Source organism: Halobellus sp. EA9 (assembly GCF_051195055.1).
In the GTDB taxonomy this organism is placed as follows: Archaea; Halobacteriota; Halobacteria; order Halobacteriales; family Haloferacaceae; genus Haloquadratum; species Haloquadratum rubicundus.
Genome location: NZ_JBNTJW010000006.1, coordinates 108091 through 129297, shown reverse-complemented (window position 1 = coordinate 129297; position 21207 = coordinate 108091). Strand labels below are relative to the sequence as shown.

Here is a 21207-nt window from a genome sequence, read left to right as displayed (position 1 = left end):
CGCCGCTCGTGAGGGCCAGAGCCGTCGACGGCGAACGCGAGCGCGGCGCCGCCCGCTCGGCCGACCGTATGACGTCGTTTTTTACTATCGGAAGACGAAGGTCCGGACATGCGTGCCGTCCCGCTCGCCCTCGCTTTCCTCCTCGCGCTCTCGGCCGTGGCCGGGGGCGCGCCCGTCCTCTCGGCGGCCGACAGAGCCCCAGCAGTCGCTCCGTCTTCGACGCCGAGAGCGCAGGTCGCCTCTCCCGCGCCGGAGGCCGGTACGGCCACTGCGACCGCGTCGACCGGGCCGGACTTCGCCGGCACCGCCCAGTTGGACGACGCCGACGCCGAGGCGGCCGAGCGCCGGGTGATCAACGTCCTCGGCATCCCCGCGGCGGCGTCGGCCCGGAGCACCCTCGAAACCGAGTACGTCGAGCTCGGCAGCGGGCTCGCGTTCACCTCGGCCACGGCCGACGCGCGGCTGGAGACGACGACCGTGCTCGCCCGGATCCAAGCGGCCGATACCGTGGCCAACCGCCAGCAGTACCTGCTCCAGGCGGTCAGCGCGATCGAACAGCGCGTGGTCTCGCTCCGCGCGCGGCAGCGACAAGTCGTCGCGGCGTACAGCCGCGGGGACCTCTCGCCGCGGCGACTGCTGTACGAACTCGCGCTGATCGACGCCGAGGCCCGCGAGCTCGAAGACCGCAGGGCCCGGCTCCAGTCGCTCGCTCGGGAGGCCTCCGGCTTCACCATCTCGGCTTCGCGCTTCGGCAACATCGAGCTCGAACTGAACACGCTGACCGGACCGGTCCGCGGCTACGCCGCCGCCGTGCTCCGCGGCGAGGCCGCGTCCTCGCGCTTTTTCGTCCAGTCGGGGCCCAACAGCGTCGTTCTCAGCGTCATCCGCGACGGGACGTACGTGCGTGAAGCGTACCGTGGACCGCTCCGCACCGGCGACTCAGGGTCGTTCTCGCTCGTGGAGGCGGTGAACGTCACCGAACGGGCCTACCCGACGGTGGCGGAGATCCGCCTGCGGGACGACGTGCTCGGCAACCCCGACAGCGACAGCACGCGCGTGACGATCGAACACGAGCGCGGCCGCCTCGTGGCCTACGTCGACAGCGGGAGCAAGCGCGTGTTCAAGGAGTACCAGTACCGCCCCCTGGATCAGATGACCACGCGGGCGCCCGTGTCGGCCGAGAAGGACGCGCTGAACCTGACGGCACACCGCACCTACCCGGGCGGTCCCGTGCGGCTCCAACTCAACAGCACGACGTCCGGCGAGCCCGTCGACGCCCAGATCACCGTCGGACCCGCGGGCGGCCGGAGTTCGGTCGTCGGCCGGACCGGCTCCGACGGCTCGCTGTGGACGATGGCGCCCGCCGGCACCTACCAGGTGACGGCCATCGACGGGAGCTCCGTCGTGCTCCTCTCGGTCGAGCCGACGTCGACGCCGTTCGTCTACGGCGCGATCGACGACAGCGGCGGGAACGGCACGGCGACGCCGACCCCGGACGCGTCCGCGTAGCCGAGCACCGCCCGAGACTTTAGTGCCGATCACGAGCCAAGACGCCCCGTGACAGCCCGCGCTTCAGCACCCGCGGTCGGTGTCGTGCTCCTGCTCCTGGTCGGCCTCGGCCTCGGCAGCGTCGTCGCCGCCGGTGCGGACGCCGTCGCGGCCGGGGCCGGCGTCGATCTCGCGGCGGACGCGGGCGGCGGCGACGCCCCGAGTCCGATCGCGCTCTCGCTCCGACTCGACGGCGACGCGATCACGCTCACCCACGAGGCCGGCGCGTCGCTTTCGGTCGCGGACCTCCGCCTTGTCGTCGCCGTCGACGGGCGGGAGCTCCGCCACCAGCCGCCGGTGCCGTTCTTCGCGGCGCGGGGGTTCCGCGCGGGGCCGACCGGCCCGTTCAACGTCGCGGGCGACGGCGTCTGGTCGGCGGGGGAGTCGGCGTCGTTCCGACTGGCGTCGACCAACGCGCCGGGGCTGGCTCCGGGGCGGACGGTTTCGGTGACCGTCGTCGTCGAGGGACGGACCGTCGGTAGCATCCGCGGAATGGTATGACCTGCACGCGGGGATACGAGCGGAAGTATGCGAGTGGGGGACGCGAGCGGGAGAATTACTTCTCGGGCGCTCGCGCGATGGTCGTGATGGCGCGGGGGCTGCCGGGATACGCCTGCTGGATGTGGTGCTCGATGTCGACGAAGCCGGCCTCCTCGAACATCCGCTGGGCCTCGCTCTCGTCGTAGAACAGCATAATCGCGTCCGCGAGCTCCTGGAACAGTCGGTTGTTCGGGTAGTCGGGGCCGACGACGAGGACGCGGCCGCCGGGCTCCACGACGCGGCGGAACTCCGCCAGGGCGTCGACGGGGTTCGGCCAGTACTCGATCGATCCCGACGACCAGACCGCATCGAAGGCGTCGTCAGCGAACGGCAGCCGTTCGGCGTCGCCGCGGTAGAACCGCACCCGGTCTGTGGTCCCGAACTTCTCGAACGCCTTCTCCATCTGGTGGCGGCTCTGGTCGAGGCCGTGGACGTCGTCGGTGTACCGGAGCAGGCCCTCGGTGGCGAAGCCGGTCCCGCAGCCGACGTCGAGGACGCGGTCGCCCGCTTCGAGCCCGAACCACTCCAGCGCCTCGTCGCGCATCTCCGCGTTCCAGATGAAGGGGTTGATCCGGTCGTATACCTTCGAGAGGTACTTGTAGAACAGGCGCGCGTTGGCCTTGTCTTCGAGGACACCCATCGGGCGGGACTTGGGACGGGACGATCATAACCCTGCGGATCCCAGACGTCGCCGTTGCCGTCGCGCCGTCGGCTCTCCAGGGAGTTCCGCAAACACCTTATACGGCGCTTGCGCAACGTTTCGGTGATACGAGTATGCCGAGACCAGAGGTTCTCGAACGGATCAAAACGGCCGAGTCCGAAGCCGACGACATCGTCGCGGAGGCTGAGGACGACCGCGACGAGCGCATCGAGGAGGCGCGGCGCGAGGCCGAGGAGATCCGCACCGACGCAGAAGCTGAGGCCGACGAGCACGAAGAAGAGCGGCTCGCCGAGGCCCGCGAGGAGATCGAAGAGGAGCGGCAGGAGATCCTCGCGGAGGGCACCGAAGCGCGAGAGGAACTGATCGCGTCGGCCGAGGACAACAAGGAGGAAGCGGTCGAGTACGTGATCAGTCAGTTCGAGGAGGCGGTAAATGCTCAGACCTGAGCAGATGAGCAAGGTCTCGGTGACGGGATCGAAGGCCGTGATGGACGACGTCATCGAGACGGCCCACGGCCTGAACCTCCTGCACGTCACCGAGTACGACGGCTCCTGGGAGGGGTTCCAGCCGGGCAGCCCGATCGAGGGCGCCGAGGAGTCCTCGGACCGCCTCGTCACCGTGCGCTCGCTGGAGAGCATCCTCGACGTCGACGAGGAGGACGCGGGGCCGACCCGGATCGTCACCGACGAGGCGCTCGACGAGGAACTCGAAGAGATCCGGACCCGCGTCAACGACCTCGACGACCGGCGTCAGGAGCTCCGCCAGGACATCCGCGACGTCGAAGACCGGATCGACGCGATCGACCCGTTCGTCGACCTCGGGATCGACCTCGATCTGCTGTCGGGCTACGACACGCTCCAGGTCGCCGTCGGCGAGGGCGACCGCGACGCGATCGAGCGCGCGGTCATCGACGCCGAGGAGATCCGCTCGCACGAGATCTTCGCTGGCGACGGCGTGCTGGGGATCTTCGCGTACCCGGCGTCGGACGCCGACGCGTCGGCGCTCACCGACGCGCTCGTCAGCGCGGACTTCAACTCCTACGAGATCCCCGACGCCGACGGGACGCCGGGCGAGTACAAAAAGGAGCTCGAACACGAGAAACAGCAGCTCGAATCCAAGCTCTCGACGGTCGAGAGCGAGCTCGAAGCCGAGAAGATGGACGCCGCGGGCTTCCTGCTCGCCGCCGAGGAGAAGCTCTCGATCGACGTCCAGAAGACGGAGGCGCCGCTCTCCTTTGCGACGACCGAGAACGCCTTCGTCGCCGAGGGCTGGATCCCGACCGAGCGCTACACCGAGTTCACGAGCGCCATCAAGGACGAGGTCGGCGAGCGCGTCGAGATCGAAGAGCTCGAACGCGCGACGTTCTCGAAGGACGGGACCGACCACGTCCGCGAGGACGTCGACGCCGGCGGTGCGGCGGCGGCCGACGGCGGCGCGGAGGCCGACGCCCGCGCCGACGGCGGCAGCGCGGTCGTGATGGGCGACGACGAGCCGCCGACCGTCCAGGACAACCCCGGTCCAGTCAAGCCGTTCGAGATCCTGGTGCAGGCGGTCAACCGTCCGAGCTACTACGAGTTCGACCCGACGGTCGTGCTCTTCCTCACGTTCCCGGCGTTCTTCGGCTTCATGATCGGGGACCTCGGCTACGGGCTCATCTACACCGGAATCGGCTACTACCTCTACAGCAACTTCGAGAGCCCGGCGTTCCGGAGTATGGGCGGCGTGACGATCGCCGCGGGGATCTTCACCGCGATCTTCGGGACCCTCTACGGGGAAGTGTTCGGGCTGCACCTGATCGCGACGTACTTCTGGGAGGGCGTCGTCGGCCTCTCGCACGCCCCGATCGAGAAGGGCCTCTCGCCCGCCGGCATCGACTGGGCCCGCGGCTGGCTCGTCGTGAGCGTGCTGGTCGGCATCCTTCATCTGAACGTGGCGTGGATCTTCGGCTTCTTCGAGGACCTCGAACTCCACGACCTCGAACACGCGATCTACGAGAACGGCTCGTGGCTCCTGATGATGAACGGCCTGTGGGTGTGGGTCTTCAGCGACGCGCTCCGCTCCGTCGCGCCGGAGTTCATCTACACGACGTTCTCCAGCGAGGGCGTTCTCCCCCTCGGATTCAACGGCTTCCCGGCGATGGAGCTGTTCACCATCCCCGGCGTCGGACCGGTCACGGTGCCGCTTCTGGTCTTCGTCGTCGGTCTGGTCCTGCTCGCGGCCGGCGAGCCGATCGAGGTCGTCGAGTTCCTGAACGTGCTCGTGAACGTGCTCTCGTACACCCGGATCGCTGCGGTGCTGCTCGCGAAGGCGGGGATGGCCTTCACGGTCAATCTCCTGTTCTTCGGCGTCTACGTCACCGGCCACGGCGGCGAGGCCGAGTGGCACTTCGGCCTGGGCCATATGCCCCACGTCGGCGATATGTACCACGGCCACGAGGTCACCGAGATTATGTTCGGCGGCCTCGTCCACGGCGACGCGGCGACGATCCTGATCGGGATCCTCGTGTTGGTGCTCGGACACCTGCTCGTCCTGGCGCTCGGCGTCACGAGCGCCGGCCTGCAGGCGGTGCGTCTCGAGTACGTCGAGTTCTTCAACAAGTTCTTCGACGGCGGCGGCCGCGAGTACGAGCCCTTCGGCTACGAGCGGCAGTTCACGACCGAGGACTGAGCCGACCGCTCGCCCTCGGTCCCTCCCGTTCGAGGACCGACGGCCTCTCGATTCCGTCGGCCCGACGCGGTTTCCCCGGGCCGGCGTCCGCGCCCGAGGAGTCGATTCGCCGAACCGACGAATACCGCCGTATGCGGCTTCTTGACACCCGTTCTGATGAGGAAGTTTGGGAACCTTTAAGAGTCGTGTCCCTCCAATAACGCACGTTCGGAGACGACTGATCAAGTCGCAACTTAAAACAATGCTCGAAGCACTCCTACAGCAGACCCAGGCAGCTGCCCCGGCTCTTGAACCAACCGCCGCCGCCGCGATCGCGGTCGGCCTCGCCGCGTTCGGCGCGGGCTACGCGGAGCGCGGAATCGGCGCCGCTGCGATGGGCGCCATCGCCGAGGACAACGACCTCTTCGTCAACGGTCTGATCCTGACCGTCCTGCCGGAGACGCTCGTCATCCTCGCGCTCGTCGTCGTATTCCTGGTCTAAGCGCCCCCGCTCTTTCCATCTATGAGTTTGGACAACGTCGTCGAAGACATCCGAGACGAAGCCCGCGCGCGTGCAGAGGACATTCGTGAGCAGGGCGAGCGCCGCGCCGAGGAGATCGTCGAGACGGCAGAGACAGACGCCGAGGAGCTCCTCGAAGCCCGGAAGGAAGAGGTAGAGCGCCAGATCGAACAGGAGCGCGAACAGGCGCTCTCGAGCGCGAAGCTGGAAGCGAAGCAGGAGCGGCTCGAAGCCCGTCGCGACGTCCTCGAAGACGTCCGCTCGCAGGTCGAAGACGAGCTCGTGGCGCTCTCCGGCGAGAAGCGTGAGACGCTGACGCGCGCGCTCCTCGAGGACGCCGTCGCCGAGTTCGAAGGCGAGGAGTCGGTGTCGGTCTACGGCCGCGCCGACGACGCGGACCTGCTCGAAGACCTCGTCGCCGACTACGACGGCTTCGAGTACGCCGGCGAGTACGACTGTCTCGGCGGCGTGGTCGTCGAGGGCACCGGCTCCCGGGTCCGGGTGAACAACACCTTCGACTCGGTCCTCGAGGACGTCTGGGAGGACAACCTCAAGGACGTGAGCGAGAAATTGTTCGACCAATGAGTACTGCCGGCGGTTCCAATCCGGAGTACGTGACTGCCCGCGTCAGGGCGCGCAAGAGCGCCCTGTACGGGGACGAGGAGTACCGCAAGCTGATTCGGATGGGGCCGGCCGAGATCGCTCGGTTTATGGAGGAATCCGACTACGAAGCGGAGATCAACGCGCTCGGCTCCCGCCACTCCGGCGTCGACCTCATCGAGTACGCGCTCAACCGCAACCTCGCGAAGCAGTTCGACGACCTGCTCCGCTGGGCCGACGGGCGCCTCTACGACCTCATCGCGCGCTACCTGCGCAAGTTCGACGCCTGGAACGTCAAGACCGTCATCCGCGGCCTCTATTCGGACGCCGACCGGGAGGCGGTCTCCGACGACCTCATCCGCGCCGGCGAGTTCGACGACGAGTTCCTCGATCGGCTGCTCGACGCGCCGTCGATCGAGGAGGCCGTCGAGCGGCTCTCCGGGACGATCTTCGGCCCGGGGCTCGAAGATGCCTACGACGACTACGACGACTCGGGCGTCCTCGTTCCCCTGGAGAACGCGATCGACCGGACGTACTACGACCACCTCCTCGAGGGGCTCACCGTCGACGAGGCGACCCAGCAGTACCGCGAGTTCTTGGAGGCGGAGATCGACTTCCGGAACGCACGGAACGCGCTCCGGCTCGCCCAGAGCGGCGCCGACATCGACCCCGCCGAGTACTTCATCGACGGCGGATCGCTCTTTTCGGCGAGCGAACTCGCGACGCTGGCGCAGAACCGCGACGAGCTCGTCACGAAGATCCGCGAGTCGAAGTACGGAGACGACCTCTCGGAGGCGCTCGACGACCTCGAAGACGCCGAGAGCCTCATCGACTTCGAGCGCGCGCTCGACGAGGCCCTCTTGGAGTACACCGACCAGCTCGGCCACGTGTTCCCGCTTTCGATCACCCCGATCGCCTCGTACATCCTGGCGAAGGAGCGCGAGGTCGACAACATCCGGGCGATCGCTCGCGGCCGCGAGGCCGGCCTCTCCGAGGAGCAGATCGAAGGGGAACTGGTGATCCTATGAGCCAGGAGATCGCCGTCGTCGGGAGCCCGGACTTCACCACGGGGTTCCGCCTCGCGGGCGTCCGGAAGTTCCAGAACGTCCCCGACGAGGAGAAGGACGAACAGCTCGACGAGGCCGTCTCCGAGGTGCTCGAAGACGACGACGTCGGCATCGTGGTGATGCACGACGACGACCTCGATCATCTCTCCCGCAACGTCCGCAACGACGTCGAGACCAGCATCGAACCGACGCTTGTCACCCTCGGCGGCGGCGCGGGCGCCGGCGGCCTCCGAGACCAGATCAAACGCGCCATCGGCATCGACCTGATGGAGGAAGACTAACACATGAGTCAGACAGAACAGTCCGTCCGCGAGGACGGCATCATCGCGAGCGTGAGTGGTCCCGTCGTGACCGCCCGCGATCTCGACGCCCGAATGAACGACGTCGTCTACGTGGGCGACGAGGGGCTGATGGGCGAAGTCATCGAGATCGAGGGCGACACGACGACGATCCAAGTGTACGAAGAGACCTCCGGGATCGCCCCCGGAGAGCCAGTCGAGAACACCGGCGACCCCCTGACCGTCGACCTCGGTCCGGGGCTGCTCGACACCATCTACGACGGCGTCCAGCGTCCGCTCGACGTCCTCGAAGACAAGATGGGAAGCCCGTACCTCGACCGCGGCGTGGACGCGCCGGGGATCGAACTCGACGAGGAGTGGGAGTTCGAGCCCGAGGTCGAGGCGGGCGACGAGGTCGGCCGCGGCGACGTGGTCGGCGTCGTCGAGGAGACGATCACCATCGACCACAAGGTGATGGTGCCGCCGGACGCGCTCGAAGAGGGCGAGACCGCGGAAGTCGTCTCCGTCGAGTCGGGGTCGTTCACCGTCGACGAGACGGTCGTCGAACTCGACAACGGCGTCGACGTCCAGATGCGCCAGGAGTGGCCGGTCCGCGAGGCCCGGCCCACGGTCGAAAAGAAGACGCCGCGGACGCCGCTGGTCTCCGGCCAGCGCATCCTCGACGGCCTCTTCCCGATCGCGAAGGGCGGGACCGCCGCCATTCCGGGGCCGTTCGGCTCCGGGAAGACGGTCACGCAGCACCAGCTCGCGAAGTACGCCGACGCCGACATCATCATCTACGTCGGCTGTGGCGAGCGCGGCAACGAGATGACCGAGGTAATCGACGACTTCCCCGAACTGGAGGACCCCTCGACGGGGAACCCCCTGATGGCCCGGACGTCGCTCATCGCCAACACCTCGAATATGCCCGTCGCGGCCCGCGAGTCCTGCGTCTACACCGGGATCACTATCGCGGAGTTCTACCGCGACATGGGCTACGACGTCGCGCTGATGGCCGACTCCACCTCGCGGTGGGCCGAGGCGATGCGGGAGATCTCCTCGCGGCTGGAGGAGATGCCCGGCGAGGAGGGCTACCCCGCCTACCTGGCCGCGCGCCTCTCGCAGTTCTACGAGCGCGCCGGCTACTTCGAGAACGTCAACGGGACCGAGGGCTCGGTCTCGGCGATCGGCGCGGTCAGCCCCCCCGGCGGCGACTTCTCCGAGCCGGTCACCCAGAACACCCTGCGCATCGTCAAGACCTTCTGGGCGCTCGACGCGGACCTGGCCGAACGCCGGCACTTCCCGTCGATCAACTGGAACGAGTCCTACTCGCTGTACAAGGACCAGCTCGACCCCTGGTTCCAAGAGGAAGTCGCCGACGACTGGGCCGAAAAGCGCCAGTGGGCGGTCGACGTCCTCGACGAGGAGGCCGAGCTCCAGGAGATCGTCCAGCTCGTCGGCAAGGACGCCCTGCCGGAGGACCAGCAGCTCACCCTCGAGGTCGCGCGCTACCTGCGCGAGGCCTACCTCCAGCAGAACGCGTTCCACCCGGTCGACACCTACTGTCCGCCGGAGAAGACCTACCTGATGCTGACGACGATCGAGACGTTCAACGACGAGGCGTTCGACGCGCTGGAGGCCGGCGTCCCGGTCGACGAGATCATCGACATCGACGCCGCGCCGCGGATCAACCGCATCGGCGTCCAGGAGGACTACGAGGAGTTCGTCGAGGAGCTCAAATCCGACATCACGGAACAGCTCCGGAGTCTCTACTAATATGAAAGAGTACCAAACCATCACCGAGATCAGCGGCCCCCTCGTGTACGCCGAGATCGACGAACCGATCGGCTACGACGAGATCGTCGAGATCGAGACCGCCCAGGGCGAGACCCTGCGCGGGCAGGTCCTCGAATCCTCCGACGGCGTCGTCGCCATTCAGGTGTTCGAGGGGACGAGCGGTATCGACCAGGAAGCGTCCGTTCGCTTCCTCGGCGAGACGATGAAGATGCCCGTTACCGAGGACCTCCTCGGGCGGGTGCTCGACGGGTCGGGCCGACCGATCGACAACGGCCCCGACATCGTCCCCGACGAGCGTCGGGACATCGTCGGCGCCGCGATCAACCCCTACTCCCGGGAGTACCCCGAGGAGTTCATCGAGACGGGCGTCTCGGCCATCGACGGGATGAACACGCTCGTCCGCGGCCAGAAGCTCCCGATCTTCTCCAGTTCGGGCCAGCCCCACAGCGAGCTGGCGATGCAGATCGCCCGGCAGGCTAGCGTCCCCGAAGAGGAAGAAGGCGAAGGCGAAGGCTCCGAGTTCGCCGTCATCTTCGGCGCGATGGGGATCACCGCCGAGGAGGCCAACGAGTTTATGGAGGACTTCGAGCGCACGGGCGCGCTCGAACGCTCCGTGGTCTTCATGAACCTCGCGGACGACCCCGCCGTCGAGCGGACGGTCACCCCGCGGATGGTCCTGACCACCGCCGAGTACCTCGCCTTCGAGAAGGATTACCACGTGCTGGTGATCCTGACCGACATGACCAACTACTGCGAGGCGCTCCGCGAGATCGGTGCGGCCCGCGAGGAGGTCCCGGGCCGACGCGGGTACCCCGGATACATGTACACCGACCTGGCGCAGCTCTACGAGCGCGCCGGCCGGATCGAGGGTCGCGAGGGCTCGGTCACGCAGATCCCGATCCTCACGATGCCGGGCGACGACGACACCCACCCGATCCCGGACCTGACGGGCTACATCACCGAGGGTCAGATCTACGTCGACCCCGACCTCAACAGCCAGGGGATCGAACCGCCGATCAACGTCCTGCCCAGCCTCTCGCGGCTGATGGACGACGGGATCGGCGAGGGCCTCACCCGCGCGGACCACGGCGACGTCTCCGACCAGATGTACGCCGCCTACGCCGAGGGCGAGGACCTGCGCGACCTCGTGAACATCGTCGGTCGCGAGGCGCTCTCGGAGCGTGACAACAAGTACCTCGACTTCGCGGACCGCTTCGAGGAGGAGTTCGTCGACCAGGGCTTCGACACCAACCGCGACCTCGAAGAGACCCTCGAGATCGGCTGGGACCTCCTGTCGATGCTGCCCAAGGAGGAGCTCAACCGCGTCGACGAGGAGTTCATCGAAGAGCACTACCGCGAGGACGTCGAGGCCGACAGCGCGACCGAAGAGGAAGCGACGGCCGACTGAGGCCTCCACGCTCTTCCACGTCCGACCTCCGGACTCGATTTACGCGCCGGTTTCGTTCCGTTTTCGCGTCCGCTTGCCGATTTCGGCTAGCCGCGGCGCCGGCCGGCCCAATACGTTTTGTTCGTGCGGTTACAGTCGCCCCTATGGGTGTAGGTGGAGACGGCGAGACGACGACCCACGAGCGGCGGACGGCCAGCACCGGCGACCGGCCGACGTCCGCCAGCACCGACGCCGTCGACGAGTCGCTGAAGACGCGGGCGATGGACGAGGCGCCGGTCGGCATCACCGTCGCCGACGCCAGGAAGCCGGATATGCCGCTCGTGTACGCCAACGCCGCCTTCGAGCGGATCACGGGCTACCCGCCGGAGTACGCCGTCGGGCGCAACTGTCGGTTCCTCCAGGGCGAAGAGACCCGCGACGAGCCGGTCGCCGAGATGCGGCAGGCCATCGAGGAGGGCCGCACGACGACAGTCGAACTCCGGAACTACCGCCGGGACGGCGAACTCTTCTGGAACGAGGTGACTCTCGCCCCGCTCCGGGACGGCGCCGGCGAGATCGCGTACTTCGTCGGCTTCCAGCAGGACGTCACGCGACGCAAGCGCGCCGAACGGGCCGCAGAGCACCGCGCGGCGCGGATCGAGCGCGAGCGCGAGGCGCAAAAGCGCTTGTTGGAGCGGCTCAACGGCGTCGTCGCCGACGTCACGGAAGCGGTGACGCGGGCGGATTCGCGGGCCGACCTCGAACGGCGCGTCGCCGAGACGGTCCGCGGGGCGTACGCCGGCGCGTGGATCGGCACGTACGACCCCTCGGCGGAGGCGATCGTTCCGCGGGAGTCCGTCGGCGAGACCGGCGGCATCGGCGTCGACGACGCGCTTCCCATCGGCGACCGCGACGACGACAGCGAGGCCCCGACCGGCAACGGGACGGCCGCCGCCACGGCCGCCACCATCACGGCCGTCGCGGACGCGTGCGCCGAGCAGTACGTTCACATCGAGTCCGTCGACGGCGACGGGGGAGACCGCATCTCCGCGGTCGCGGCCGTCCCCCTCCACTACGGCGACGTGACCTACGGGATCGTGGCCGTGTACGCGGACGCGACGCCGTTCCACAACTACGAGCGGGCGGTGCTGACGGCGCTCGGGCGCTCGATCGCGACCGGGATCAACGCCCTGGAGAGCCACCAAACGCTCCAGAGCGAGTCCGCCGTCGAGGTCCGGTTCGAGACGCGCGACCACCCGCTCGTCGCGTTCGCCGACGCGCTCGGGTGCCGGCTCCGGTACGCGGGGAGCCTCGCCGACCGCGAGCGCTCGACGATACTGTTCGAGATCGGCCGCGAGGACGCGGGCTCCCCGGTCGACGCGGCTGCGGTCCGCGACGCCGCAGAGGTCACGCCGTCGATCGAGGTCCACAGCGTCCTGGCCGAATCCGCGGACGGTCCGGTCGTCGAGCTCTCGGTGGCCGACTCGCGGTTCCGCGACCTGCTCGAAGAGCACGGGGCCGAGCTCCGGGCGCTCGGAGTCGACGCCGCGAGCGCGACGAGCACCGTCGAGGTGGGTCGCGAGGCGATGGCGCAGTCGCTGGCCCACGCCGTGATGGAGCGCTTCGCGGATGCGGAACTGATCGGGTACCGGCGGCGAACCCAGCGCAACCAGACGCGGCGAGAGTTCGTCGCCGAACTCCAGTCCGAACTGACAGAGCGGCAACAGGCGGCGCTGACCCGCGCGTACACGGCCGGCTACTTCGAGTGGCCCCACGAGGCGACCGGCGACGAGATCGCCGAGTCGATGGGGATCGGCCGCTCGACCTTTCATCAACATCTCCGGAGCGCCCAGCGAAAGCTCGTCGGCGCCGTCGTCGACGACGGCGTCCTGCGGTCTCGGGAGGTCGACGGCCACGGATCCAACTAGTTGTGTACGGCGCTTACCCCGTTTACCTCCCTAATCACACACGCATTATGCCGCAACCTGGTAGCGAAGGAATATGGCTGTGGATCGGCACGCTCGGAATGTTCCTGGGGATGCTGTACTTCATCGCCAGGGGCTGGGGCGAAACGAACAGACGGAGACAGGAGTTCTATATCGTCACGATATTCATCACCGCCATCGCGTTCGTAAACTACCTCGCGATGGCGCTCGGCTTCGGGCTCACGACCGTCACGGTCGGCGGCGAGGAGCTGCCGATCTACTGGGCCCGGTACACCGACTGGTTCTTCACGACCCCGCTGTTGCTCATCGACCTCGGGCTTCTCGCCGGAGCGAACCGGAACGAGCTGGCCTCGCTCGTCGGCCTCGATATGCTGATGATCGGCACCGGCGTGCTGGCGACGCTGTCGGGCGGCGCCGGCGTCCTCTCCGCGGGCGCCCGGCGGATCGTCTGGTGGGGCGTCTCGACGGGCTTCCTGCTCGTCCTGCTGTACATGCTGTACGGCTCCCTCGACGAGAAGGCGAGTCGCCTCTCGGGCGACGCGGCGTCGACGTTCAGCACGCTCCGGACGCTGATCGTCGTCGTCTGGCTGATCTACCCGGTCTGGTGGATCGTCGGCACCGAGGGGCTCCAGATCGTCTCGCTGTACATCGAGACGGCCGGATTTATGGTGCTGGACCTGGTCGCTAAGGTCGGATTCGGGATCATCCTGCTGTCGAGCCGGGAGGTCCTCGACGCCGCCGGCTCGGCCGCGGGCGCCGAACCCGCCGACTGATCGCGGGCCGACTACCGACTGCCGGCCGACGCGGACGCCGACGAATCGGCCGGCTCGCCGGCTGATCGCACCGCACGACTGATCGACGCGAACCGACGTCGACCGGGCCCGCGGCGCCGCGGCGCCGCGATCCCCGTCTTCCGCGCCCGTTCCTGTCGGCGGCTCGCCGCCCGGTCCCGAAGCCCGAGGAACACCGATGACGACGACGCTCACGTACCTCCAGTTTCACCTGGCGTTCCTGTTGCCCGCAGTGATGCTCCTCGTCGCGACCGGGGCGGTGAGCCGCGCTCGGATCGGAGAGTCCGCGACGCCGTGGAGCAGTGGCGGCCTCCGCCGGTACTGGATCGGGGTAGCGATCATCACCGTCGCCGCCGTGGTGTACACGACGCCGTGGGACAATCTGCTCATCGCGCGCGGCGTCTGGTGGTACGGCGACGGCACCACGATCGCTACGGTCGGCCACGCGCCGATCGAGGAGTACCTCTTCATCCTCGTCCAGCCCTGGCTGACGGCGCTGTGGCTCTCGCATCTGTCGGTCCCGACCACGTGGCCGGAGTCCGAGCGTCCCGTCGCCAGTCGGGTCGTCGCGCTCGCGCTCGCCGCGGGGATCGGTCTCCTCGGCTGGCGGCTGCTCGCCCTTGATGCGACGTTCTACCTCGGGGCGATCCTCGCGTGGGCGGCACCGGTGGTCGCCCTGCAGTGGGCCGTCGGCGCGCCGCAGTTGTGGGCGCGGCGCCGGCTCGTCGCGGCCGGGACGCTCCTCCCGACGCTGTATCTGTGTACCGTCGACCGAATCGCCATCGAGCTCGGGATCTGGGTGCTCTCCGAGCAGTACACCACGGGACTGTATCTCCTCGGCCTTCCCGTGGAGGAGGCGACATTCTTCGTCGTGACCAATCTGTTCGTGGTCCAGGGGCTCGTCCTGTACCGGCCGGTCGTGGCCGAACTGCTGTCGGCCGACTCGGTCCCGGGAACGGCCTGGCGCCGACGGCTCCGAACCCTCGGGATCGACATCGACGCCGACGCCGAGCAGTGACGATGGTCGGGACCGGATCGGCGTCGGTGTCAAAATCAGTGTCGGCGGCGCGCGACCCGATGCTCGCGATCGGCGTCCGTCCCGCGTGGCTCGCGATCGGTGCAATCACGCTCCTCGCCGTCGGGGACGCCTTCGTCGGCGTCGCTTCGACGCTCCCCGCCTGGCTCCGGTACGCGCCGCTGGCGGTGAGCCTCGGCGCCTTCGGGCTCCCGCACGGAGCGGTCGACCACCTCGCGCCCGCTCGCGCGACGGGCGAGCGTCCGACGCTCCGGTGGCTCGCTCTGGTGGGGCTCGCGTATCTGCTCTTCGGCGTCGGGTACGCGGCGCTGTGGTACGTCGCGCCCGCGGCGTCGGCCGCGTTCTTCATCGGGCTCACGTGGTTCCACTGGGGTCAGGGCGACCTCTACGCGCTGGACGCCCTCGGCGGGGCGCACCTCGACGACAGAGCGGTCCGCGTCGGAACGCTGGTGGTCCGCGGCGGGCTCCCGATGCTCGTCCCCCTCCTCCGCTTTCCGGGTCGCTATCGCGACGTCGTCGACGCGTGGGTGGCGCTGTTCGGCGGCGGACTCGACGCCGCGTGGCTCGTCGCGCCCGAGACGCGGCTGGCCCTCGGCGGGGCGTTCGCGGGCGTCACGGCCGCGACGCTCCTGCTCGGGCGCCTGCGCGACGGCGGGGACGCGTGGGTCCGCGACGCCGGCGAGACACTCCTGCTGTGGGCGTACTTCCTCGTCGTGCCGCCGCTCGTCGCCGTCGGGGTGTACTTCTGCGTGTGGCACTCGCTGCGTCACATCGCGCGGCTCGTCGCCGTCGACCCCGGCGCGCGTGACGCCTTCGACGACCGCGGCACCGCGGCCGCGCTGTTCCGGGTCGGCCGCGACGCCGCCCCCCTGACGGCGGTCTCGATCGCGCTCCTGGTCGGGGTCGCGGTCGTCGCCGGCCTCGACGCCGACATAGAGGCGTTGGCCGCGCTGTATCTGGTGTTCATCGCCGTGCTCACGCTCCCGCACGTCGCGGTCGTGGCCTGGATGGACTGGGCCGAAACGGCCGGTCTGGCGCGGCTCGTCCGCGAACAGTAAAAGGTTAACAGGCTCGGATCACAACTCCCTCTCAATGGCCGAAGACGTCAAACCGACCCGGAAGAACTTGATGGCGATCGAGGACCGGATCCAGCTCTCCGAGCGGGGCCACGACACGCTCGAACAGAAGCGCGACGGCCTCATTATGGAGTTTATGGACATCCTCGATCAGGCCCAGGACGTCCGATCCGACCTGGAGGAGAACTACCAGACCGCCCAGGAGAAGATCAATATGGCGCGAGCGATGGAGGGCGACGTCGCCGTTCGGGGCGCCGCCGCGGCGCTGAAGGAACACCCCGAGATCACGACCCAGTCGAAGAACATCATGGGCGTCGTCGTGCCGCAAATCGAATCCTCGCGCGTTCAGAAGAGCCTCGACCAGCGCGGCTACGGCCTGCTCGGCTCCTCGGCCCGGATCGACGAGGCGGCCGACGCCTACGAGGAGCTCCTGGAGACGATCATCCTCGCGGCCGAGGTCGAGACCGCGATGAAGAAGATGCTCGAAGAGATCGAGACGACGAAGCGCCGCGTCAACGCCCTGGAGTTCAAGCTCCTGCCCGAGCTCTACGGGAACAAGGAGTACATCGAGCAGAAGCTCGAAGAACAGGAGCGCGAGGAGATCTTCCGGCTGAAGAAGATCAAGAACAAGAAGGAAGAAGAAGAGGAAGAAGCCGAAGCGGCGGCCGAGGTGGAAGCGGTCCCCGCCGACGACTGAAGGCTACCGTCCCCGACGCGTCTTTGGCTGATCGGTCGATCGGTCCGACCGGACCGGCTCGCGGCTCTGTCTTTTTATTTCTCGGACCTCCGACAGCCACCGCCACGGCACCGCCGCGCGGGGGTCGCTCCCACGCCGTCGGCAGATGATAAGTCTTAATTAGACTACCGGGCAACGAGGAAGTGGAGCAAGCCCGGGTGGTGTAGTGGCCCATCATACGACCCTGTCACGGTCGTGACGCGGGTTCAAATCCCGCCTCGGGCGTTGTCTTCGCTCCGATGCGTGCCCGGGTGGTGTAGTGGCCCATCATACGACCCTGTCACGGTCGTGACGCGGGTTCAAATCCCGCCTCGGGCGCTTTTTCCGACATCTACGCGAGCGAGGAGCGCCGCGACGAGCGAGCCCGATGTCGGAACGCGTCTCAAGGGAGTTGAATCAGGGAGTGGAGCGACTGAGGTTCAAATCCCGCCTCGGGCGCTTTTTCGGACATCTCGCGCGCAGTGATCCTTCCGCCGAATGCGACCGTCAGTCCCGGATCGTGACCCACTCGGGGCTCTCCCACCCGCAGTTCGGGCACGCCAGCCGACGGCGACCGCTGGAGAGCCATCCGTCGCCGCCCTTCAGCCCGACCACGCCCAGGTCGCAGCCGGGACACCGACCGCGACGGATCCGCTCTTCGACGTACTCGGCGTCGAGTCCCGAGTCCCGATCGGCCCTCGCCTCAGCGGGCGAGGTCTCGATGCGGATGTTCCAGGGACTGTCGACGCGCTCCCGCGGGACCGTCCCGTGGTCGACGTGGCCACCGCCCTCCATCCGGCGGACGTGCGATTTGAGACTCGTGACGTCCACCTCGCGGTCGCAGTACGGGCACTCGACGCGCATTCACCCGGGGCTAGCGTCCCGCGGGGAAAGGAGGTTGCGGCAGATCGAGTCCGATCGATCTCGTCGGCGTCGCCAATCGGCGGCGGTCACCAGGCGACGATCGCGGTGCCGATGCCGACCCCGAGCAGCGCCGCCACGAGCGTCCCGAGAGCGTCGACGATCGCCAGCCGGACTCGACCGTCAGAGGCCGCCTCCGCGACGTTGACCGCGAACGACGAGAAGGTCGTGAACGCCCCGCAAAAGCCCGTGCCGGCGATCGCCAGGACCGCTTCGGGCGGCCCCGAGGCGACGAGGCCGCCGAGGACGACGCTTCCGAGGGCGTTGACCGCGAACATGCTCGGTCGACCGCCGTCGAGCGCGACGTCGACGGCGTACCGGGCGAGCGCCCCCGCGGCACCGCCGAGGCCGACGAGGATCGGGACCGGAAGCCGGGCGAGCGCGTCGATCACGCGAACCGCCTCCCGGCGAGCAATCCCACGAGCGCGGCCGCGACGCCGATGGCGTAGTTGGCCCCGACGTTCGCCACGCCCCAGGCGGGCCCGAGCATCACCGTCTCGACTGCGAAGGTGCTGTAGGTCGTGAACGACGAGAGCAGTCCGGTCGCGAGGAAGAACCGGAACCGGCGCGAACGCACGGCGCCGACGGAGGCCGCGAGGACGAAACTCCCGAGGACGTTCGCCGTCAGCGTCCCGAGCGGGTCGGGACCGGGAACCGCGACGCCGACGAGGTAGCGCGACACGGCGCCACAGAATCCGCCGAGTGCGACCAGGACGGGAATCAAACGGTCGGCCATCGGTCCCGACTCCGCGGGCGGCGCACTCGTCGGTTTCGATTCTTCGATCCCCTGCGAACTATTTTATCGCTTCCGGACAACTGCGAGGTATGAGATCCGGGATTGTGGTGGGGCTGGTCGTGTCGGGGCTGCTACTCGTCGGACCGGCAGCGACTATCGGCGGCGCGCAGTCCTCGGATGTGGTCACCCTGACCGTCTCGGTGGAGAACCAGGAGGGCGATCCGATCCGGAACGTCGAACTGACCGCGACCTGGGGGAACGGATCGACGACCGAAGCGACCGCGAGCAACGGCAAGGCCTTCGTCGACGTCCCGAGCGGCGCGGACGTGACGATCTCGACTTCCCATCCCGAGTACATCCGCAATCACCCGGTCGTCGTCCAGGACGCCAGCGAGCGAGAGGTGACGGTGCCGGTCTACCGCCGCGGCCAGCTCTCGGTCGTGGTCGCTGACGAGGGCGGACGCGTCGCCGACGCGCGGGTCGTCCTCCGGAAGGACGGCCGAGTCACGTCCCGGATGTCGACTAACGGTAGCGGGATGGTCGCCTCGGGCGACATCGAGCAGGGCGAGTACACGGTCTCGGTTGCGAAGTCGGGATACCTCCGGAACAGCACCACCGTCCAGGTCGGAGCGTCGACCCGGAGTCGGGTCCTGATCGAGCGCGGGACCGTGATACTCACCGTCGCGGTCCGAGACCCGCACTTCTCTCCGCCCCGTCCCGTCAGTAACGCCACGGTGCGCATCGCGTCGATCGGGCAGTTCCAGACGCTGGCGGGCGGCGAGACGAGCGTCAGCGTGCCGGTCAACGCCGACCTGTCCGTCGCGGTCACAAAGGATTCCTACGCGGAGGCGACGACGCGGGTACGCGTCAACGAATCGGCTCGCCGCGTGAACGTCTCGACGAGCCGGACGCCCGCGCTGCGCCTCGAACCGGACAATCAGCGCATCGTCGCGGGCGAGCGGCTTGGCGTCGACATCGTCAACGAATACGGCGAGCCGGTCGAGGGGGCGACGGTGCTGCTCGACGACGATTCCGCCGGCACGTCCGGAGCCGACGGCCGTGTGACCCTCGTCGTCGAAGAGCCCGGGACGCACTCGCTCGTCGCCACCGCGGACGGCTTGCGCTCCGACCCGGTGACGATCCGTGCGATCCCCGAAGACGGCGGGACGCCGACGCCGTCCGCGACGCCCTCGGATACCCCCACGGGAACGGCCTCCGGGTCCGGATCGAGCACTCCGGGCTTCACGCTGTTCACCGCGGTGCTCGCTGTGGCGGGAGCGATCGGCGCGCTGGCGTTACGACGTGGCCGGTGAGGCGTCGACGGCGGACGCCCGCGGGCTGTCGCCGCCGTGTGGCGTGTCGCGCTCGCGGACCGCCACGGTTCGCACGGACTCTGCGGTGTCGTCGACCACCAGCGCCTCCCCGGGAGCGGTCGGCATCGCCTCTGTCACCGCCCGGTCGACGTACGCCGGCTCCGCGGCCGCGAGCGCGCGCACGTCCGGGCCGGCCGTCAGCCGGTGGACGATCCGGAGGTCCGACTGGGAGACCGCCACGTCGGGGAGCGCGCTGGGTCGCTGTGTCGCGGTGACGAGCGAGACGCCCGGCGCCCGACCGCGGGTGAGGATCGCCCGCAGCGGACCGCACGCGACGCCCTCGAAGAAGACGTGCGCCTCGTCGACGAAGAGCCAGGGGAGGCGCTCGATGGGACCGCTCCCGACGGCAGTCGGGTCGAACGCCCGCGCCCGTCCCGCGTAGAGCGCGGCCGCGACGCCCGCGACAACGGCGTTCGAGGCCGCGTCGCCCAGTCCCGAGCAGTCGAGGACGGTGGCCTCGCTCCCGCCCAACTCCCTCGCGCCCAGCCCGTCGGGATCGAAGACGCCCCACCCCGCGGCGCGCCGGAGGCGGTTCGTCGCGGCCCGCTCGACCGCGCTCGTCGCGTCCGCGTCCTCGACGACGGCTCGCATCCCCGCCAGGGTCCCGGTGTCGCTTTCGGCCGCGGCGTGCCACACGAGCGCCCCGACCGGGCTGTCGGGCTCGGAACCGACGATCGCGGGCCACCGCCGCGGCGGGACCGCGTCGGCGCGGACTGTCGGTTCGGCGACGACTCGCCCGGGCACCGCGTCGCCGTCGGCGGCGAGCCCGCGGAAGACGCCCATCGGATCGATCACCACGGGCGCGACTCCGTCGGCCCGCGCGGTCGCCTCCGCGAGGACACCCAGCGTGTAGGACTTGCCGTAGCCGCGCTTGCCGACGACGAGCGCGGCGTGCGGGCGATCGAGATCGACGTCCACCGGGGCGCCCCGGCTCCCGTCCCGCGAGCGGTGGTGGCCGAGCCGCCCCGTCGGTCCCGACGGTTCGCCGCTCCCGCGACCGAGTACTTCCGTCTGCATCGGCGGGACTGGCCCCGGGATCGCACTTGAACCTCCGCACGACCGTTTATATACGAAGCCGAGGCCAGGGCGGGTATGTTCCACGACCTCCGGCGCTTCGCCGCCGACGACCGTGCGATCGAAGGCCTGCCGATCAGACTCGTCATCGCGCTCGTGGTCGGCGTCGCCACGATGAGCGTGATGCTGAATATGCTCTCCGGCGTGTCCGGCCTCGCCGTCTCCGAACTCGACGTCCGCCCGTCGCCGGACGTGATCGAGCCGGGCGAACAAGAGCTGGCTCTCACCGTCGTCGACGACGACGGCGACGGCGTCGAGGGCGCGACCGTGATCGTCAGATCCGGGAGCGCGGACCTCGACGGCGTGGTGACGGCGAAGTCGAACGCCGACGGGAGAGCGACCGTGACCGTCGACGCCGACACCCGCGCGAACCAGGCGACCGGCACGCTCGAAATCGCGGTCAAGCCGCCCTCGGGGAGCCAGTTCGTCGACCGCCGCGCGAACACGGAGATCCTCGTCGTCGAGGGGTGATCCCGTGACTGCGCGCGATGTCTG

Annotated in this window: 22 protein-coding genes and 2 tRNA genes; 19 read left to right on the top strand and 5 right to left on the bottom strand. The window is 68.9% G+C overall.

The window, feature by feature from the left end; genetic code table 11:
- Positions 1-108 precede the first annotated feature (108 nt).
- Positions 109-1509, top strand: coding sequence for a DUF7094 domain-containing protein (locus ACQUQ0_RS09455; RefSeq protein WP_435184776.1), 1401 nt, complete (start codon positions 109-111; stop codon positions 1507-1509).
- Positions 1510-1557: 48 nt separating this feature from the next.
- Positions 1558-2049 carry a type IV pilin gene (locus tag ACQUQ0_RS09450; protein WP_435184775.1) on the top strand — a complete coding sequence of 164 codons (492 nt, stop codon included), beginning with the start codon at positions 1558-1560 and terminating at the stop codon, positions 2047-2049.
- Positions 2050-2104: 55 nt separating this feature from the next.
- Here ACQUQ0_RS09450 and ACQUQ0_RS09445 read toward each other — a convergent pair whose 3' ends face one another.
- Positions 2105-2728, bottom strand: a complete 624-nt coding sequence (locus tag ACQUQ0_RS09445) for a methyltransferase domain-containing protein (RefSeq protein ID WP_435184774.1) — start codon at positions 2726-2728, stop codon at positions 2105-2107.
- Between the two features lie 134 nt (positions 2729-2862).
- Between ACQUQ0_RS09445 and ahaH the strand changes: the two genes are divergently transcribed.
- The 15 genes from ahaH (at position 2863) to ACQUQ0_RS09370 (ending at position 16947) form a co-directional block, all read left to right on the top strand.
- Complete coding sequence (gene ahaH / locus ACQUQ0_RS09440; protein WP_435184773.1) at positions 2863-3195, top strand: ATP synthase archaeal subunit H; 333 nt, start codon at positions 2863-2865, stop codon at positions 3193-3195.
- Positions 3182-5416, top strand: a complete 2235-nt coding sequence (locus tag ACQUQ0_RS09435; protein ID WP_435184771.1) for a V-type ATP synthase subunit I — start codon at positions 3182-3184, stop codon at positions 5414-5416. The genes ahaH and ACQUQ0_RS09435 overlap by 14 nt, the downstream gene beginning before the upstream one ends.
- 241 nt (positions 5417-5657) lie before the next feature.
- On the top strand, positions 5658-5897 hold the full coding sequence (locus tag ACQUQ0_RS09430; RefSeq protein WP_435184770.1) for a hypothetical protein: 240 nt from the start codon (positions 5658-5660) through the stop codon (positions 5895-5897).
- Between the two features lie 21 nt (positions 5898-5918).
- Entirely contained in the window at positions 5919-6500 is a 582-nt protein-coding gene (locus tag ACQUQ0_RS09425; RefSeq protein WP_372390775.1) for a V-type ATP synthase subunit E, read from the top strand.
- On the top strand, positions 6497-7543 hold the full coding sequence (locus tag ACQUQ0_RS09420; RefSeq protein WP_435184769.1) for a V-type ATP synthase subunit C: 1047 nt from the start codon (positions 6497-6499) through the stop codon (positions 7541-7543). Before ACQUQ0_RS09425 ends, ACQUQ0_RS09420 begins: the two co-directional genes overlap by 4 nt.
- Entirely contained in the window at positions 7540-7863 is a 324-nt protein-coding gene (locus ACQUQ0_RS09415) for a V-type ATP synthase subunit F (RefSeq protein ID WP_372390771.1), read from the top strand. The genes ACQUQ0_RS09420 and ACQUQ0_RS09415 overlap by 4 nt, the downstream gene beginning before the upstream one ends.
- A 3-nt stretch (positions 7864-7866) precedes the next feature.
- Positions 7867-9636: an ATP synthase subunit A gene (locus ACQUQ0_RS09410; RefSeq protein ID WP_435184767.1), complete on the top strand. Its 1770-nt coding sequence runs from the start codon at positions 7867-7869 to the stop codon at positions 9634-9636.
- A 1-nt stretch (position 9637) separates the two neighbouring features.
- Positions 9638-11065: a V-type ATP synthase subunit B gene (locus ACQUQ0_RS09405; RefSeq protein ID WP_435184766.1), complete on the top strand. Its 1428-nt coding sequence runs from the start codon at positions 9638-9640 to the stop codon at positions 11063-11065.
- 143 nt (positions 11066-11208) lie between these two features.
- Positions 11209-12972, top strand: coding sequence for a PAS domain S-box protein (locus ACQUQ0_RS09400; RefSeq protein WP_435184765.1), 1764 nt, complete (start codon positions 11209-11211; stop codon positions 12970-12972).
- Between the two features lie 47 nt (positions 12973-13019).
- Positions 13020-13763 carry a bacteriorhodopsin gene (locus tag ACQUQ0_RS09395; protein WP_435184764.1) on the top strand — a complete coding sequence of 248 codons (744 nt, stop codon included), beginning with the start codon at positions 13020-13022 and terminating at the stop codon, positions 13761-13763.
- A gap of 196 nt (positions 13764-13959) precedes the next feature.
- Positions 13960-14799 carry a lycopene cyclase domain-containing protein gene (locus ACQUQ0_RS09390; RefSeq protein ID WP_435184762.1) on the top strand — a complete coding sequence of 280 codons (840 nt, stop codon included), beginning with the start codon at positions 13960-13962 and terminating at the stop codon, positions 14797-14799.
- Between the two features lie 2 nt (positions 14800-14801).
- The gene (locus tag ACQUQ0_RS09385) at positions 14802-15875 is read left to right on the top strand and encodes a Brp/Blh family beta-carotene 15,15'-dioxygenase (RefSeq protein ID WP_435184761.1); all 1074 of its coding nucleotides are present in this window, start codon (positions 14802-14804) and stop codon (positions 15873-15875) included.
- Between the two features lie 34 nt (positions 15876-15909).
- Entirely contained in the window at positions 15910-16590 is a 681-nt protein-coding gene (locus ACQUQ0_RS09380; protein ID WP_435184759.1) for a V-type ATP synthase subunit D, read from the top strand.
- A 191-nt stretch (positions 16591-16781) separates the two neighbouring features.
- Positions 16782-16854: transfer RNA gene (locus tag ACQUQ0_RS09375), tRNA-Asp, on the top strand.
- A 20-nt stretch (positions 16855-16874) separates the two neighbouring features.
- A tRNA-Asp gene (locus ACQUQ0_RS09370) sits at positions 16875-16947 on the top strand.
- Between the two features lie 168 nt (positions 16948-17115).
- Here the strand turns inward: ACQUQ0_RS09370 and ACQUQ0_RS09365 are convergent.
- The 3 genes from ACQUQ0_RS09365 to ACQUQ0_RS09355 all read right to left on the bottom strand — a co-directional run bounded on the left by ACQUQ0_RS09365 (position 17116) and on the right by ACQUQ0_RS09355 (position 18265).
- Positions 17116-17472 carry a hypothetical protein gene (locus ACQUQ0_RS09365; protein ID WP_435184757.1) on the bottom strand — a complete coding sequence of 119 codons (357 nt, stop codon included), beginning with the start codon at positions 17470-17472 and terminating at the stop codon, positions 17116-17118.
- Between the two features lie 86 nt (positions 17473-17558).
- Complete coding sequence (locus ACQUQ0_RS09360) at positions 17559-17921, bottom strand: fluoride efflux transporter FluC (protein WP_435184756.1); 363 nt, start codon at positions 17919-17921, stop codon at positions 17559-17561.
- Complete coding sequence (locus tag ACQUQ0_RS09355; RefSeq protein WP_435184755.1) at positions 17918-18265, bottom strand: fluoride efflux transporter FluC; 348 nt, start codon at positions 18263-18265, stop codon at positions 17918-17920. Before ACQUQ0_RS09355 ends, ACQUQ0_RS09360 begins: the two co-directional genes overlap by 4 nt.
- Before the next feature lie 89 nt (positions 18266-18354).
- Between ACQUQ0_RS09355 and ACQUQ0_RS09350 the strand changes: the two genes are divergently transcribed.
- Positions 18355-19578 (top strand): hypothetical protein, encoded by a 1224-nt coding sequence (locus ACQUQ0_RS09350; RefSeq protein ID WP_435184753.1) that lies wholly within the window; start codon positions 18355-18357, stop codon positions 19576-19578.
- On the opposite strand, the gene ACQUQ0_RS09345 is transcribed toward ACQUQ0_RS09350, so the two are convergent.
- Entirely contained in the window at positions 19561-20655 is a 1095-nt protein-coding gene (locus ACQUQ0_RS09345; RefSeq protein ID WP_435184751.1) for an ATP-binding protein, read from the bottom strand. The two genes, ACQUQ0_RS09350 and ACQUQ0_RS09345, sit on opposite strands and share 18 nt — an antisense overlap.
- Positions 20656-20730: 75 nt before the next feature.
- Here ACQUQ0_RS09345 and ACQUQ0_RS09340 point away from each other — a divergent pair, with 75 nt between their 5' ends.
- The gene (locus ACQUQ0_RS09340) at positions 20731-21183 is read left to right on the top strand and encodes a DUF7382 domain-containing protein (RefSeq protein WP_435184749.1); all 453 of its coding nucleotides are present in this window, start codon (positions 20731-20733) and stop codon (positions 21181-21183) included.
- Positions 21184-21207: the final 24 nt, after the last annotated feature.